We start from the raw sequence: 14210 nt of genomic DNA, 5'->3' as shown, positions 1-14210 counted from the left end.
TGCGAAGGGACCGAGTCCATGGCGAGCACCGAGGTGCTGAAAGAACTCATCGCGGCGCTGGCGAACGATTCCAAGAAAGCGTTCGACGAGTTCCTGGACCGGGACCGGGACCGGGAAAGCGGTGAGCGGGTCGGCCGGCGGGAGCAATGGGCGCTGCTTTCCGCCCTGTTCGGCTCCGGGGACGGCCCGGGGGCGGGGAGGACCCCGCAGTCGGGTGCCCTCGGCGGCCTGGCCGGGCTGTCGGAGGTACTGCGGGAGCTCAACGAGGTCACGGGCCTGCTCGTCGTCACCCTTCAGCGGCTTCAGCCGCTGCTGGCCACCGCGGCGGGGGCGGCACCGGCGGCGGGGGCGGGGGCAGCAGGGGCCGCGGAGAAGGCGTCGGGCGAGGCGGCCTCCGGTGCGGCGGAGACGGCGGCCGCCACCGCGGGCAAGGCGGCGGCTGCCGCGAGCACGGCCGCCACGAGCACGGCCGCCGACGCGGCGGGACGGACCGCGGACACCGCGGGGAGGACTGCCGATACCGCCGCCAAGACCGTCGCCTCCTCCGGCAAAGCGGTCACCGACGCCGCCTGCAAGGCAGGGCCGATCGGCTGATGATCCGGTGGCGGCTCCCCGCGGGGCCGGGCTCGGCCCGCGTTCCCGCGCGGCCACTGAACCCGCCTTCGATCGCCGGGATCAGAGCCCAGAATCAGGACGTCGGGATCAGGACGTCGCGGTCGCGGAGCGGGCGAGGTTGTCCTCCAGGCGTCGCAGGATGTGCAGGGCCATGTCCCGCTCGTCGGCGGTGAGGTCGCCGGTGGCGGCGTCCTCCAGCTCGGACCAGATGCGCTCGACGTCGCGGCGCAGGGCGAGGCTGGCCGCGGTGGGCTCGATGATGACGGCGCGCTTGTCGGTCGCGCAGGGGCAGCGGCGGACGAAGCCGGCGTGTTCGAGCCGCTGGATCGTCCGGGTCATGGTGGCGGCGTCGGAGTCGAGCAGACGGACGAGGTCGGTCTGGCGCTGGGGGCCGAGCTCCCACAGTTGCATCATCACCAGCTCCTGGCCGAGATGGAGGCCGACGCGGCGCAGGAGCTGTCCGCCGATCATGCGGTGGAGACGGGCGACGCGGAAGATCGCGTGGCTGACCGGCCCCGCCTGGGCGGAGGCGGGGATGGGCACCGTCACCCCGTCCGTCACCCCCTCCACCGCCCCGGTGACCGGGCAGTCCCCGGCGTCTCCGCTCGTCGACCGGCTCATGACGGCACCCGCCTCCTGTTGAACTGACTGAACAAGTACCAACCCCTACTGGGATGCACTCACCCTACAACGGGAGGCCCCAACGAGCGCAGATCACCGCGATGAGCTGGGCATCTCAGGGGAACCGAAGGCCCGGGAATGACGAGGTAGCCTTTAGTTGTTCGGACAGGTAACTTCATGTCCCGAGCCCGCGACTCCCGGACCCGGGAGCCCGCGACCCGCCCCTGTCGGAGGAAGAACAGCCATGACCACCGCATTCGAACCGATCGAGCTGGCCGGCAAGCGTCTGGCCAACCGCATCGTGATGGCCCCGATGACCCGCAGCCGCGCCTTCGGGCCCGGCGCCACCCCGACGCCGTCGATGGCGGCCTACTACGCGCAACGGGCGGACGCCGGCCTGATCGTCACCGAGGGCACGCAGCCGTCGGTGATCGGCCAGGGCTACACCGACACCCCGGGCCTGCACTCCGAGGAGCAGGTGGCGGCCTGGCGGACGGTGACCGACGCCGTCCACCGCCGGGGCGGCACGATCTTCGCCCAGCTGATGCACACCGGCCGCGTCAGCCACCCCAGCCTGCTGCCCGAGGGCATGCACCCGGTCGCCCCCTCGGCCGTCGCCCCCGTAGGCCAGGTGTACACCCACGCGGGGCCGCAGGACTTCGTCACCCCCAAGGAGCTCACCGAGGACGAGATCCGCGGCACGATCGCCGACTTCGCCTCCGCGGCCCGCAACGCGATCGCCGCGGGCTTCGACGGGGTGGAGCTGCACGGGGCGAACGGCTACCTGATCCACCAGTTCCTCGCCCCCAACGCCAACCGGCGCACCGACGCCTGGGGCGGCTCCGTCGAGGGCCGCGTCCGCTTCGGCGTCGAGCTCGCCGAGGCCGTCGCCGAGGCGATCGGCGCCGACAGGACCGCCTTCCGGATCTCCCCCGGCAACCCGTACAACGACATCGCCGAGGACGGCCTGGAGGAGACCTACGGCGCGCTGCTGGAGCGGCTCGCCCCGCTGGGCCTCGCCTACCTGCACCTGATGGAGGGGCCGGACCGGGACCTGACCCTGCGGCTGCGCAAGAACTGGCCGGGCACCTTCATCCTGAACCCGTTCACCCACCCGGAGTTCACCGGCCCGGACAGCCTCGCCCTCGTCGAGGACGGCACCGCGGACATGATCGCCTTCGGCGCGCTGTTCCTGGCCAACCCGGACCTGCCCCGCCGCCTCGCGGCCGGTGGCCCCTTCAACACCCCGGACCGGGCCACCTTCTACGGCGGGGACGACACCGGCTACACCGACTACCCCGCCCTGCCCGCCTGACCGGGGGTGTCGCGACCGGGGGTGTCGTGAACGGCGGTGTCTCGACCGAGGGTGTCGCGCGGGACACCGCGGCAGAACCTGCGGTCCCGGGCGGCCAGCCCCGCCCGGGGGCCGGCCGCACGCAGGACGACGTCGAGCGCGCGGTCCGGGTCCGCGGCGTAACAGTTGCTGAACCAGGCCATGTTGGCCTCGACCACCGCCCACTCGGCGTCCGGGGCGCGGTCCGTGCGCAGCAGCCCGACGTCGACGACGACCGCGCTGGGCAGCGAGTCGCCGCAGGCGCCGAGGAGGCGGCGGGCGAAGGCGAGGACGGCGCTCCGGTGCCGGTGCCCGTCGAGCGGGGCGGCTTCGAGCCGACCGTGGACCGCGTACTGACTGCCGGTGCGCACCTCACCGTCCAGGACGAACAGCCGGAACTCGACGTCCCAGTCCACCACTTCGGCGATCTGCACCGGCGTCTCGGGGGGCAGGTCCGCGCCGGTGGGCAGTCCGCTGCCGTCGGGGTGGACGGCGGCCCGGAAGCTCTTGTCGGACGGCGGCTTCACGAAGGCGGGCCGGTCCAGGCCGCGGGCCGCGTCCAGGGTGGTCAGGACCGTCTTCCGGCGGCGGTACGCGAAGGGGAGCCCGGGCAGCCAGTCGTCGTCCGGCTCCAGGAGGGCCACCCCCAGACCGGCTCCGAACCGGGCCGCGTAGCGGGGGCCGCCGTAGTAGTGGCCGCCCGGCCCGGGGCCGGGCTCGTCCGCGCCGGGCCGGGCGGGGAGCGTCACGACGTCCATGCCCCGGCGGCGCGCGGCGTGCGCCAGCAGCTCCCGGGTCGACGTGTACTGCGGGGCGAGCGCCAGGAAGCCGCTCCCCTTTGCGGCCGTCACCTCACAGCTCCCCGGCGTCGTTGACGAGGAGGGCGATCTGCACCCGGTTGTTCAGGCCGAGTTTGGCGAGGATGCGGGAGACGTGGGTCTTGACCGTGGGCACGCTCATGTACAGCCCGGCGGCGATCTCCGCGTTCGACTTGCCCCGGCCCACGGCGACGGCCACCTCGCGCTCCCGCTCGCCGAGCAGCGCGAGCCGCTGCCCGGCCCGCGCCGCCCGGTCGTCGCGGCCGGTGCCGTCCGCCACCCGGTCGATGAGCTGCCGGGTGACGGCCGGGGAGAGCACCGGCTCGCCGGCGGCCACCCGCCGGACGGCCTCCACGATCTGCCCCGGCGGCGTGTGCTTGAGCACAAAGCCGGCGGCGCCGGCCCGCAGGGCGCGCAGGACGTGGTCGTCGGAGTTGAACGTGGTCAGCACGATGACCTCGGGCGGCCGCGGGCGGCTCCGCAGGGCCTCGGTGGCCGCGAGTCCGTCGACCGTGGGCATCCGGATGTCCATCAGGACGACGTCGGGGGCGTGCGCGTCGACGAGCGGCTCCACCTCGCCGCCGTCCGCCGCCTCGGCGACGATCTCGATGCCGGCCGCGCCGCCCAGCATCAGCCGCAGCCCCGACCGGACCAGCGGGTCGTCGTCGACCAGGAGGACACGGACGGTCGGGGACTCGGTCACCGGGCTTCCTCGCAGGTCGGGTGGTGGTGCCCCACTCTATCGGCCGGTCGTGTCGGGTGCCGGGGAAGGGATGGGGATCGGGACGGCGACGGTTGCGGGGACGGGCGACCCGGGCCCGTCCCCGCTGTCGCCGCTGTCGCTGTAGCCCCGGCAGTCCCCGCCGTTGCCGTCCCTCCGGAGCTCCGTGCCACTCCCGCCGTCCGGTTCGCGCCGCCCGGTCCAGGGCAGCCACGCGTCCAGCCGGAAGTCCCCGCCGACCCGGCCGTGTTCGAGCCGGCCGCCCGCGAGCCGGGCCCGCTCGGCGAGGCCGACGAGGCCCTGCCCGGCGCCAGGGATGACGGTGGCCGGGACAGGGGCGGCCGGTATGGGAGTGGCTGGGACGGGAGTGGCCGCCGCGGACAGCGCGTTGCGCACCTCCACGGTCAGCCCCGCGCCGGGGTCGCCGCCGACGGTGACGACGACCTCCGCGCCGGGCGCGTGCTTGCGGGCGTTGGTGAGCCCTTCCTGGACGATCCGGTAGACGGTGCGTCCGGTGGCGGCGGCGACCGGTGCCCCGGTGCCCGTCCGGAGGTCCAACGCGACCCGCGCCCCCGCCGCGCGGGACTCGTCGACCAGCCGGGGGAGGTCGTCGAGGGTCGGCTGCGGCCGGTCCGGGGCGTCGCCGGCCGGGAGCCGCAGGACGCCGATGATCTCGCGGAGGTCCTCCAGGGCCTGGTACGCGGCGTCCCGGATCACCCCGGAGGCCCGCCGGACGTCCTCGGGCGGTGCGTCCGGGCGGAACTCCAGGGCACCCGCGTGCACGCTGAGCAGCGAGAGCCGGTGCGCGAGCACGTCGTGCATCTCCCGCGCGATGTCCTCGCGCACCTGCCGCCGCGCCTCCTCCCCCGCCCGTTCGACGCGTTCGCGCAGCCCGGCGACGAGCCGGCGTCGCGAGGCGACGTACAGGCCCCACCCGAAGGAGCCGGCGACCAGGGCGAAGTAGGTGAGCGCGGAACCGGTTTCGGGGTCGCCCGCCTCCGGCCGGCCGAGCAGGAAGACGGGCAGGGGCAGGGCCGTGAACGCGGCGACCCACCGGGTGACGCGCGGCGGGCAGTGGGCGGCGACGGTGAACAGGGCGACCATGATCGGTCCGGCGGCGAAGTGCGAGAACGCCCCGGTCACCACCAGCGCGACCGCGAGCTGGACCGGCCACCGCCGCCTCACGAACAGCGCCGCGCACGCGAGGCCGCCCGCCAGCTGGTCGGCGAACAGCGCCTCGTCGGACAACTGCCGGCCGGCCAGCGCGTCCTCGGCGGTGAGCACCGAGAAGGCGGCGGCCGCCAGGAAGCAGCCGAGGTCGGCGAGCCGGTCGCGGGTGGCGGGGCGAAGGCGGGTCATGACCGGAATGTATGCGTTCACGGAAGCCCGGAGCGAGGGGCCCGCGGCGGGCCGATACCTTCGGACGACACCCGGCCCGCGGGAAACGTCCTTCGGTCGGCCCGGCGCCTCCCGAGGACGGATCCCCGGCCCGGCCTCCGGCGCCCAGCATCGTCGTATGAAGAGTGTGCTGGGTTTTGTGAGCTTCGTCCTGACAGTGGGCGGGCTGGCCGGTCTGCTGCACGACTGGGTCGGCGGGTTCCGCCTCTTCGGCTTCCTGCGGTACCTCGCGCCCGACGGGTACGAGGTCTACGCGAACATCGTGTTCGTGGTGCTGGGAATCGCCCTGGGCCTGCTGGGCCAGTCCTTGGGGCGCCGGGGCGCGGGGGTCGAGGGACATCGGAACGAATGCCGGCGCTGAGGATCTGTCGACGCCGGCGGGTGACTGACGGGCTGTCGGTCGCGGGACCGGTTCGGCCGACGTCATCCTCGACTCGCCCGGAAGGCCGGAAGGGACCGCTGCCCGGTGCCGTACCGCCCCGTGAGGCCATGGCGAGCTGTTGGTGCTGGAGCTCTCGCGCCTGCCAAGTGCAGTCAGGACGACTGGACTTGGTCGAAGAGGGCGAGGGCTTCGGCGGGGTCCGGGCTCACAAGGCGTTCCAGACCGGTCATCGTGATCTCCGCCCACCTGCCGGCCCGTGCCCACATCTGTTCCTCGAAGGCGCGGACAGCCTCGTCCAGATCTCCGGGGCCGGCGGCGATGGACTCGGCGAGTTCGGCGCCCTCCAGCATCGCGAGGTTCGCGCCCGCCCCCAATGGGGGCATCAGATGGGCGGCGTCGCCCAGTAGCGTCACCCCGGGGACGTGGGTCCAGGTGTGGGACGCGGGCAGGGCGTAGAGGGGGCGGTGGGCGAAAGCGGTGCCGTGGCGGAGGAGGTCGAGGACGGGAGCGGCCCAGCCGTCGAACAGGGCCAGCAGACTCGACCGCACGGCCTCGGCGTCGGCCGGATCCAGGTTTGTGTGCCAGTCCAGCGGCGCGCGGAACTGGGCGTACACCTTGACGTGGCCGCCGCTGTTGCGCTGGGCGACGACAGCTCGGTTCACGCCGTACACCGCGACGGAACCGTCGCCGATCAACCGGGCGAGGTCGGGGTGGCGGGCGTCGACGTCGTCCAGGGAGGTCTCGACCAAGGTGACGCCGGTGTAGTGCGGCGTCACCGATGAGACCGCCGGGCGGGTCCGGGACCAGGCGCCGTCCGCGCCGACCACGAGGTCGAACGCCTCCTGCCGTCCGTCCGCGAAATGGACCAGGACGCCATCCCGGGTTCCCGGCACCACCTGCGTCACGCCCCGCCCCCACTGGATGTCGACCGGGCCGAGCAGCAGGTCACGGAGTTGCCCCCGGTCGATCTCGGGATTGGCCCGGTCACCCGGACGGGGTCGCCAGTCGCGCAGGACGGTCCCGTCCGCGTCCAGGATGCGCATGGCCTGCCCCTCGGGCCGGGACAGCGCCTTGAACTCCGCCAGCAGCCCCGCCTTGTCCACTGCGAGCTGGCCCAGCCCCTCGTGCAGGTCCAGCGTGCCGCCCGGGGGGCGGGCGTCGGGGGCGGGATCGCGTTCGAGGACGGTGACGGGGTGATCATGGCGGTGCAGGACCCGGGCGAAGGTAAGGCCGGCAGGACCGCTCCCGACCACTGCGATGCGGTGTCTCATGTCGATACACTGTATTGCCTCATTACGCTGTATCGCAACGGTACGGTATGACCATGACTGTGTGGGACCGGCCGGAGCCGCCGACTCAACCCGTGCCGCTCGACCGGGAGCGGATCGTCACCGCCGCCATCGCGCTGGCCGACGAGGGCGGGCTGGAGGCGGTTTCCATGCGCAAGGTCGCCGCGCGCCTGGACGTCGGCCCGATGCGGTTGTACCGATACATCTCCACCAAGGAGGAGCTGTTCGACCTCATGGTGGACGAGGTCCACGCCGAGATCCGCCCCGAGGAGCAGCCCGGCGACTGGCGGGAGGCGTTGCGCGCCCTCGCCCGGCGCACCAGGCAGGCCGCCCTCCGTCACGAATGGCTGGCCGACCTCCTCGGCGGTCGCCCGGCCCTGGGCCCGAACGGCCTTGTCGTGACCGAGACCACGCTGGCCGCATTCGACGGCCTCGCCGATGTCGACACCGTCATGCGCGCCGTGGAGACCGTCAGCGCCTACTTCATCGGCGCGATCAGGCGTGAGATCACGAACCTGCGGGCCGAGCGCGCCACCGGCCTGTCCAAGCACGACTGGCAGCGGGCCTCCGGCCCGCATGTGACGAGAATGCTGGCCACCGGCCGCTTCCCGGCGCTGGCCAGGGTCGTGCACGACGGCACGGACGTGGACGCCGAGGCATCCTTCGCGACCGGCCTGGACTGGGTCCTCGACGCCGTGGCCGCCAAACTCACCCGGCCACCGGCGTGACGCCCAGCCCCTGCTTGTGGCGGAAGGAACAGCCGGCCTGACGTGGCCGGCCCACGGCCCATGGTTACAGCTCCCTGCCGATGGGCAGCGTTGTACGGCGGAATCGGCCTGTGGGAGGGGACGTGGCGCGCAGGAAGTCTCTGGCGGGTCAACTGCTGTCCGCGTACCAGCAGCGCCAGAAGGCGAAGGAAGCCGAGCAGAAGCGGCAGCAGCAGGAGGAGTTACGGCGGGCGCGGGCGGCGGAACAGGACCGGCAGCGGCGGGAGCGCGCCGAAGCGCGGGCGGCCGGAGAGCAGGCCCGGGCCTGGGAGCAGGCGCGCAAGGCCGCCGAGAAGGAGCAGGCGGACCGTGCCCGCAAGGCGGAACAGGTCGTGCGGGACCTGGAGCGCCGGCAGGCCGAGCGGGAGAGGGCGGCCGCTCGGCGTCTGAAGGCCGAGGAACGAGCGGCGAGAGAGACCGAGAAGGCGGCCAGGGCCCGGGCCGTGGAGGCTCTGCGGCTGGATGCCGAGCAGCGAACCCGTCACGCCCTGGACCGCCTGGAGCAGTTGGAGACGATCCTCCACCGGCGTGCAACCGGCCTTCACACGTACCGCCTTCCCGCCGAAGCCGCGTTTGCCGACGATGGGTCCGACGGCTTGTTGGCCGTCCTGGACCGGGCTCTCGCCCAGGTGGATTACCCCGAAGGACTCCATGGCGGCGAGTTCCGTCTCGCGTTCATCCCGGAGACCCGCGAACTACGCCTGGAACGTGACTTCCCGGGCCAGGACGTCGTGCCCACTGCCGCCGGCTACCGCTACCGGGCATCGCCCGCTCCGGGAACGGTTGTGCCCCAGCCCCGCAAGCAAGCAGAAACAAAGGCCTTGTACCAGGCGCTCGTGGCGCGGATGGCCCTGCGCGCCATCGACGAAACCTTCGCCGTCGCACCTCCCGCCCTCGTGGACGTCGTCGTCTTCAACGGCCACGTACGCAGCAAGGACAAGGCCACGGGGAAGCCGATCCGTCCCTGCCTCGTCAGCCTTCGGAGCACGCGTGAGGCCTTCGACGATTTGGTTCTGGACGAGCCCGAACTGGATCCGGTCGCCTGTCTGCACCACCTGAACGCCATCGTCTCCCAGCACCCCTACGACCTCGAACCCGTGCGTCCTGTGGTCACCTTCGACCTTGGCAAATACAAACTCGCCCCGGAGGTCGACGTCGTCGCGGGCCTGGACAGTCGCCCCGACCTCGTGACCATCAACCCCATCGAATTCGAGCACCTGATCAGGCGCCTGTTCGAGGAGATCGGCCTCAAAGCATGGGTGACACAAGCCTCCCGCGACGACGGTGTGGACGCGGTCGCCACCAACGAGGACCCGATCATCGGCGGCCTGTGCATCATCCAGGCGAAGCGGACCAAGAATGCCGTTCCCGCCGAAGCGGTACGCGCACTGGCCGGCGTCATGCACGACAAGGCCGCGGCCAAAGGCATCCTCGTCACCACCGGCTGGTTCGGAAAGACCAGCCAGGACTTCGCCCACCGCACCGGCCGCATGGAACTGATCGACGGCCGCGGCCTCAAGGCCCTGCTTCTCGAACACCTCGGCATCGACGCGCTGATCGGGCTGCCGAAGGTGCCGCCCGGCTGGGAGGCGCGAGACCTCACGTGACGCGAGGAGAGCTGGCCCATCCCGGCGGGCAGTCGCCCTGCACGGGAAGATCCCCGCACATGGCGAGGCCCCCCGTCACGGAGACGGGGAGCCTTCGGGGGACGGCGCGACCCGAGCGCCGGTCAGCAAAGGCACGGCGACGGCGCCGGCCGTGTGCATTGTGCGACCCTTTGAAATTTCCCTGAACGCTGACTACTTGGCGCGGACCTTGCGGCCCTTTGGCGGCTCACATTCCTTCGCGGCGGCGATGAAGGGCTTGAGCGCATCATGAAGTCTGTTCAGCGAGTCGGGCCCAAGCTCTATCTGGTAATACTGAACAGACGGGATCAGCCTGGTTTCGAATTCGCCGCTTCCGTCCTCGTCATCCTTCGCGGCCCCCACCCGTACTTCCATCCCCGGGACTGCGAACGTGTGCAGATGGACATCCCCCGTCACGGTCGGATCGAGGTCGTCGTAGGCTTCAACCTTCACCCATGTCTCCTGGGTGACGGACTGATCTCCTACCGTCAATGTCCTGCCTCCCTTCCGCACACCCGGCTCATCTTGCCGCGATTCGTCTACCTCAATAAATCTGGTGCCCATCAGTGCCCCTTCCCAAGAACGACCAAATCCTAGCCGTTGCTGGGGAGTTGCACTCAATCGGCAAGACGCCGGGCTTCCGCCGTTCCCGGGAACCCTTTAACTGCCGCTTCAATGGGCCAGCATGAGGTAGAGCGCTCGGCGAAGCGGCTCGGCGCCTCACCGCACACCTGCCGGCGACGTGCGGGGCACCGGGCGCCCCCTGAGGCAACACACCAGGAAGAGCACAAACACCTTTAACACCCAAATCGGTGAACAACCCGGCAAACATTCGACTAACCCCCCAAATGAGGGATGTCGCTACTTACGGATTTTAGGCTAGTTTTGCGAGCTATTGGCCATTCTCACCTGTTCCGGAAGTCGAACCGTTCCTTGCACCCGGCGACCAAGTCGAGGGGTGCTTCCGCGTTACGACAACAAGCGACAGAGAGGCGACAAGTGCGCGCAAAGAAGATCCTTCTCTCGCTGGCCGTAACGGCTTGCGCCAGCCTGAGCATCGGTCCGAACGCGGTTGCTGTGGAACCACCCGCACAGCGGCACTGCATCACGGTGCTCGACAAGCTCAAGCCGGGCGAGCGCGAATCACGCGTGATCGAACACCGCTGCACCGACCAGGGTGAGAGCGAAGCCGACCTTCGCTCCCAAGTCCCTCTGGCGCGCGCCCTCCTCCTCAAGCACTGGGACCTTTCGCGCTATGGAGGAGACAGCGACGAGTTCTACGGCCGCGACGGCGGATGCGACGCCGCCGGATACGGCATTCCTGACCTGGGAGAGCTCGCGAACAAGGTCTCGTCCTTCAGGAGTTACGGGACGTGCAGCGCGGTGACAGGGTACGTCGACGGCCGATACGGAGGCCGAAGCCGTACCTGGGACAACAGCACCATGGACAAACCGATCAATGGTGTCCCCTGGGCCGAACCCATCGACAACGACATCGAATCCTGGTGGCTCAAGGCGGGGTGACCTCTCCGCGCACGCAGGGGCGGCGCCGACCGGAGGGCGGCCCGCTGCGCGGACCGGTCGGCGTGCTGGTGGGCTCGGACTACGGTGGAGTGCACAACGGTCCCGGTCAATGTCGTCATCGGCGCCCGCCGTTGCCGGGACGGCTATGAGGGTCCGTTCCCAGGTGTCCGTCAACGGCCCATCCGATCAGCCATTTACGGGCGGCCTTGAACGAGCCGAGCTCCTCCAGGCTGCTTTCACGCCTCACGCCTCACGCCTCACGGTCGCACGCCGGCGCCGAATCCCGTCCATCGCAGTTCGGCCGGCAGGTGTCCCATGTCGTTGTACAGCAGTACCGTCGGCGCCGGACCGTCGCGGTACTCGATCACTGTCAGCGCCGTGTTCCCGCAGTTCAGGCCGAGCCAGCGCAGCGGAGGCGCGTCGAGGGCGTGCCGGAGCAGCCAGGCCACCGGATAGGCGTGGGTGACCAGGACCTCGTGCGTCTCGGTGTCGGCGGGGCGGGCGAATCGGGCGGTCAGGGCGGAGGAGCGGCGGGCGGCCTCGGTGGCGTCCTCGGTGCTGTAGCCGTCGAAGAACGGGGCCCAGTCCGGGGGTGCCTGCTCCGGTACGTGCGGTACGTGGTCGATCAGTTCGGGCGCTTCCCGTACGGCGGCGTTCGGCAGGTGGGTGCCGATGATCTCCGCGGAGCGCACGGCTCTGGGCAGGGGTGAGTGCCACACCGTGTCGATCGGCAGGGCGGACAGGCGCTGCCCGGTCAGTTCCGACTGCCGCTGTCCGACGTCGGTCAGTTCCCCGAACGGGTCCGCCGCTCCGTGCCGTACCAAGTACACGTGCCGGGTTGGCATTTCCGGTCTCCTTGCAGGTTTCGGGTGCGGGTGAGGAAGGGGTCAGCGGTGGCGCAGTGCGGCGTGGGCCGCGTCGAGGCGCCGGGCCTCGTCGCGTGCGGTGTGGTCGCCCGAGACGTCGTCGGCCCAGGCGAGCAGCCGGCGGAGGTGGTCGTCGGCCGCGTCGGTGACGACGCGGGGGGTGCCGAGGGCGACCTCGCCACCGGTCCCGTCGATGGTGATCAGGGTGCCGTCGCCGACAATGCGGCCGCCGACCGTCACGGAGCCGGAGTCGACGTCGACGGTGAGGCCGGTGACGCCCACGACCGCGGGCTTGCCCATGGCGCGCGCGACGACGGCGGCGTGGCCGGCCGGGCCGCCCCGCGCGGTGACGATCCCGGTGGCGGCGGCGAGGCCGCGCATGTCGTTCGGGGAGGTCTCCGGCCGTACCAGGACGACCGGGGCGTCCCGGGCCAAGCGCACGGCCCGGTCCGTCGTGGTCGCCACCCGGCCGACCGCGACACCGGGGCAGGCGCCGAGTCCCCGGGCGAGCACGTCCGTCTCCCCGGACGGTGCGATGCGCGGTGTGCGGACGTGCCGGAGGTGCCGCGGCGAGACCCGGAGCAGTGCTTCGTGACGTTCGATGGCCTGCTCGTCGACGAGTTCGGTGGCCAGGCGGACGGCGGCGGCACCGACGAACCGGCCCGGCCGGACCTGGAGGATCCACAGCTCGCCGGCCTCGAAGGTGAACTCGACGTAGCAGGCGTCGCGGTAGTGCCCCTCGATCCGGCGCAGGGCGTCGAGCAGTTCCGCCCACACGCCCGGCTCCCGCCCGGCGAGTTCGCCCAGCGGCCGGGTCGCCGACCTGCCGGAGACGACGTCCTCTCCCTGGTGGCCGAACAGGACCTCGCCGTAGGGGACGTTCCGGCCGGTGTTGGGATCGCGGCTGAACGCGACTCCGGTGCCGCTGCGGGCGTCGCGGTTCCCGAACACCATTCTCTGGACGACCACCGCTGTGCCGAGATCGTGCGGGATGGCGTTCAGCGTGCGGTACGTCCGTGCGCGGGGCATGTCCCACGACGAGAACACGGCCTCCACCGCCCACTCCAACTGGCGGGCCGCGTCGTCGGGAACCGGCCGGCCGCAGCGTTCCCGTACCACGCTCCCGACCGCCCTCATCGCGGCGGTGGTGTCTCCTCCGTGGACGGCCGCCGCGCCGTCCACGTCCGCGTGCGTGACCGCCGAGGCGAAGCCCGTCAGGAAGCGCAGCCGCGAGTCCAGGGCGAACGGCCGGTCGCCCGTCTCGGCGGCCAGGCCCTCGGTGGCCCCGGTGGTGAGGCCGAGGTTGAGGATGGTGTTCATCATGCCGGGCATCGACACACCGGCCCCCGAGCGCACCGACACCGCTAGCGGCCTGTGCGGCCCGCCGAAGACGCGCCCGGTGGAGCGTTCCAGGCCCGCGACGGCCGCCGCGAGTTCGTCGTCGAGCCCGTCGGGACGACGTCCGTCCCGGAGGAAGGCGCGGCACGCCTCGGTGGTGATGACGAACCCGGCCGGCACCCGCAGCCCGAGGCGGTGCAGGAGGACGAGGCCGTGCGCCTTGCCGCCCAGCGTCTCCGCCGTCCCGTCGGCCCGGGCGGAGAGCGTGCGGATCCATCTCATCGTTGCGTCCCGAGGGTGGTGAGCAGGTCTTCGTGCAGCTCCGCCCACACGGTGTGGTACGACGCGGTGCTGTCGGTCACGTACTCCAGCCGCCCGGCGGCGGCGTGGCCGAGGGCGTCGGCGAGGCGGACGCGGTACCGGCCGAACCGGGGCAGTGCGGCTGCCAGTTCGGCGGCCACGGGGGTCACGCGCCGGTCGAGGTCGGCGAACCGGTCGAGGACCTGGGCGTCGTAGGCGGGGTCGCTGTGGTCGTTGACGCTCAGGACGTCGTCGATGCCGCGGAGCTGCCATGCGGTGCAGAGGTCGAGCAGCTCCGGGTTGAGCACCAGGAACCGGCCGTACGCCGCCTCCACGGCCGTACGGGCACCGGCCGACTCCAGCTCGGCGGTGATCCGCTCGGCGTCGGCGGCGCGCCCGGCGTCCGTGAGGCTCCAGCCGGACAGGGCGCCGGGCACCCAGGTGACGAGGCCGGCGGCGCCGAGGTCGATGAGCTCGGACTCGACGTCGGACTCGTCGAGGCCCGTGACCAGGTGGAGGCGGGCGAGGCCGGTGGCGCCCGCGCAGCGCAGGGCGTGCAGCACCAGCAAGCCGGGGTCCGTGGTGGGGGTTTTGGGCCGGTTCACGTCTTGTC

The 14210-nt window shown here is 71.9% G+C and carries 15 protein-coding genes; 6 read left to right on the top strand and 9 right to left on the bottom strand.

Features of this window, described 5'->3' with window-relative positions; translation table 11 throughout:
• The first annotated feature begins 18 nt into the window (after positions 1 to 18).
• Positions 19 to 594: a hypothetical protein gene (locus tag HN013_RS19970; protein WP_171168098.1), complete on the top strand. Its 576-nt coding sequence runs from the start codon at positions 19 to 21 to the stop codon at positions 592 to 594.
• Between the two features lie 108 nt (positions 595 to 702).
• Here the strand turns inward: HN013_RS19970 and HN013_RS19965 are convergent, their stop codons facing one another.
• Positions 703 to 1236 carry a MarR family winged helix-turn-helix transcriptional regulator gene (locus tag HN013_RS19965; protein ID WP_171168096.1) on the bottom strand — a complete coding sequence of 178 codons (534 nt, stop codon included), beginning with the start codon at positions 1234 to 1236 and terminating at the stop codon, positions 703 to 705.
• A gap of 244 nt (positions 1237 to 1480) precedes the next feature.
• Here HN013_RS19965 and HN013_RS19960 point away from each other — a divergent pair, with 244 nt between their 5' ends.
• Positions 1481 to 2551, top strand: coding sequence for an alkene reductase (locus HN013_RS19960; RefSeq protein WP_171168094.1), 1071 nt, complete (start codon positions 1481 to 1483; stop codon positions 2549 to 2551).
• Here the strand turns inward: HN013_RS19960 and HN013_RS19955 are convergent.
• From HN013_RS19955 to HN013_RS19945, 3 genes are all read right to left on the bottom strand, one after another.
• Positions 2530 to 3420, bottom strand: coding sequence for an ATP-grasp domain-containing protein (locus tag HN013_RS19955; protein WP_312018654.1), 891 nt, complete (start codon positions 3418 to 3420; stop codon positions 2530 to 2532). The genes HN013_RS19960 and HN013_RS19955 overlap by 22 nt on opposite strands.
• A 1-nt stretch (position 3421) precedes the next feature.
• Entirely contained in the window at positions 3422 to 4018 is a 597-nt protein-coding gene (locus tag HN013_RS19950) for a response regulator transcription factor (protein WP_249375170.1), read from the bottom strand.
• A 108-nt stretch (positions 4019 to 4126) separates the two neighbouring features.
• Positions 4127 to 5467: a sensor histidine kinase gene (locus HN013_RS19945; protein WP_171168090.1), complete on the bottom strand. Its 1341-nt coding sequence runs from the start codon at positions 5465 to 5467 to the stop codon at positions 4127 to 4129.
• A gap of 157 nt (positions 5468 to 5624) precedes the next feature.
• Between HN013_RS19945 and HN013_RS19940 the strand changes: the two genes are divergently transcribed.
• Positions 5625 to 5867 carry a hypothetical protein gene (locus tag HN013_RS19940; RefSeq protein WP_171168088.1) on the top strand — a complete coding sequence of 81 codons (243 nt, stop codon included), beginning with the start codon at positions 5625 to 5627 and terminating at the stop codon, positions 5865 to 5867.
• 173 nt (positions 5868 to 6040) lie between these two features.
• On the opposite strand, the gene HN013_RS19935 is transcribed toward HN013_RS19940, so the two are convergent.
• Complete coding sequence (locus HN013_RS19935; RefSeq protein ID WP_171168086.1) at positions 6041 to 7159, bottom strand: NAD(P)/FAD-dependent oxidoreductase; 1119 nt, start codon at positions 7157 to 7159, stop codon at positions 6041 to 6043.
• A 53-nt stretch (positions 7160 to 7212) separates the two neighbouring features.
• Here HN013_RS19935 and HN013_RS19930 point away from each other — a divergent pair, with 53 nt between their 5' ends.
• Together HN013_RS19930 and HN013_RS33965 are read left to right on the top strand one after the other, a co-directional pair.
• Positions 7213 to 7905 carry a TetR/AcrR family transcriptional regulator gene (locus tag HN013_RS19930; RefSeq protein WP_171168084.1) on the top strand — a complete coding sequence of 231 codons (693 nt, stop codon included), beginning with the start codon at positions 7213 to 7215 and terminating at the stop codon, positions 7903 to 7905.
• Between the two features lie 122 nt (positions 7906 to 8027).
• Entirely contained in the window at positions 8028 to 9551 is a 1524-nt protein-coding gene (locus tag HN013_RS33965) for a restriction endonuclease (RefSeq protein ID WP_312018653.1), read from the top strand.
• A 192-nt stretch (positions 9552 to 9743) separates the two neighbouring features.
• Here HN013_RS33965 and HN013_RS19920 read toward each other — a convergent pair whose 3' ends face one another.
• Positions 9744 to 10022: a hypothetical protein gene (locus HN013_RS19920; protein ID WP_171168082.1), complete on the bottom strand. Its 279-nt coding sequence runs from the start codon at positions 10020 to 10022 to the stop codon at positions 9744 to 9746.
• Positions 10023 to 10568: 546 nt separating this feature from the next.
• Between HN013_RS19920 and HN013_RS19915 the strand changes: the two genes are divergently transcribed.
• Positions 10569 to 11093, top strand: a complete 525-nt coding sequence (locus tag HN013_RS19915) for a hypothetical protein (RefSeq protein WP_171168080.1) — start codon at positions 10569 to 10571, stop codon at positions 11091 to 11093.
• Between the two features lie 257 nt (positions 11094 to 11350).
• On the opposite strand, the gene HN013_RS19910 is transcribed toward HN013_RS19915, so the two are convergent.
• From HN013_RS19910 to HN013_RS19900, 3 genes are read right to left on the bottom strand one after another with little or no spacing between them, the layout of a single operon-like run.
• Positions 11351 to 11938: a histidine phosphatase family protein gene (locus HN013_RS19910; protein WP_171168078.1), complete on the bottom strand. Its 588-nt coding sequence runs from the start codon at positions 11936 to 11938 to the stop codon at positions 11351 to 11353.
• Between the two features lie 42 nt (positions 11939 to 11980).
• Positions 11981 to 13579: a pyruvate, phosphate dikinase gene (locus HN013_RS19905; RefSeq protein WP_171168076.1), complete on the bottom strand. Its 1599-nt coding sequence runs from the start codon at positions 13577 to 13579 to the stop codon at positions 11981 to 11983.
• On the bottom strand, positions 13576 to 14202 hold the full coding sequence (locus HN013_RS19900; RefSeq protein ID WP_171168074.1) for a transcriptional regulator: 627 nt from the start codon (positions 14200 to 14202) through the stop codon (positions 13576 to 13578). Before HN013_RS19900 ends, HN013_RS19905 begins: the two co-directional genes overlap by 4 nt.
• Positions 14203 to 14210: the final 8 nt, after the last annotated feature.

The organism is Streptomyces sp. I05A-00742 (assembly GCF_013055795.1).
In the GTDB taxonomy this organism is placed as follows: Bacteria; Actinomycetota; Actinomycetes; order Streptomycetales; family Streptomycetaceae; genus Streptomyces.
This window is presented reverse-complemented; position numbering and strand designations above follow the sequence as displayed.

Excerpts from the sequence above, each read along its gene's own strand:
- HN013_RS19945 (WP_171168090.1), bottom strand. The coding sequence starts at position 5,467 with ATGACCCGCCTTCGCCCCGCCACCCGCGACCGGCTCGCCGACCTCGGC.
- HN013_RS19965 (WP_171168096.1), bottom strand. The coding sequence starts at position 1,236 with ATGAGCCGGTCGACGAGCGGAGACGCCGGGGACTGCCCGGTCACCGGG.
- HN013_RS19960 (WP_171168094.1), top strand. The coding sequence starts at position 1,481 with ATGACCACCGCATTCGAACCGATCGAGCTGGCCGGCAAGCGTCTGGCC.
- HN013_RS19950 (WP_249375170.1), bottom strand. The coding sequence starts at position 4,018 with ATGCTGGGCGGCGCGGCCGGCATCGAGATCGTCGCCGAGGCGGCGGAC.
- HN013_RS19930 (WP_171168084.1), top strand. The coding sequence starts at position 7,213 with ATGACTGTGTGGGACCGGCCGGAGCCGCCGACTCAACCCGTGCCGCTC.
- HN013_RS19910 (WP_171168078.1), bottom strand. The coding sequence starts at position 11,938 with ATGCCAACCCGGCACGTGTACTTGGTACGGCACGGAGCGGCGGACCCG.
- HN013_RS19940 (WP_171168088.1), top strand. The coding sequence starts at position 5,625 with ATGAAGAGTGTGCTGGGTTTTGTGAGCTTCGTCCTGACAGTGGGCGGG.
- HN013_RS19970 (WP_171168098.1), top strand. The coding sequence starts at position 19 with ATGGCGAGCACCGAGGTGCTGAAAGAACTCATCGCGGCGCTGGCGAAC.
- HN013_RS19905 (WP_171168076.1), bottom strand. The coding sequence starts at position 13,579 with ATGAGATGGATCCGCACGCTCTCCGCCCGGGCCGACGGGACGGCGGAG.
- HN013_RS19935 (WP_171168086.1), bottom strand. The coding sequence starts at position 7,159 with ATGAGACACCGCATCGCAGTGGTCGGGAGCGGTCCTGCCGGCCTTACC.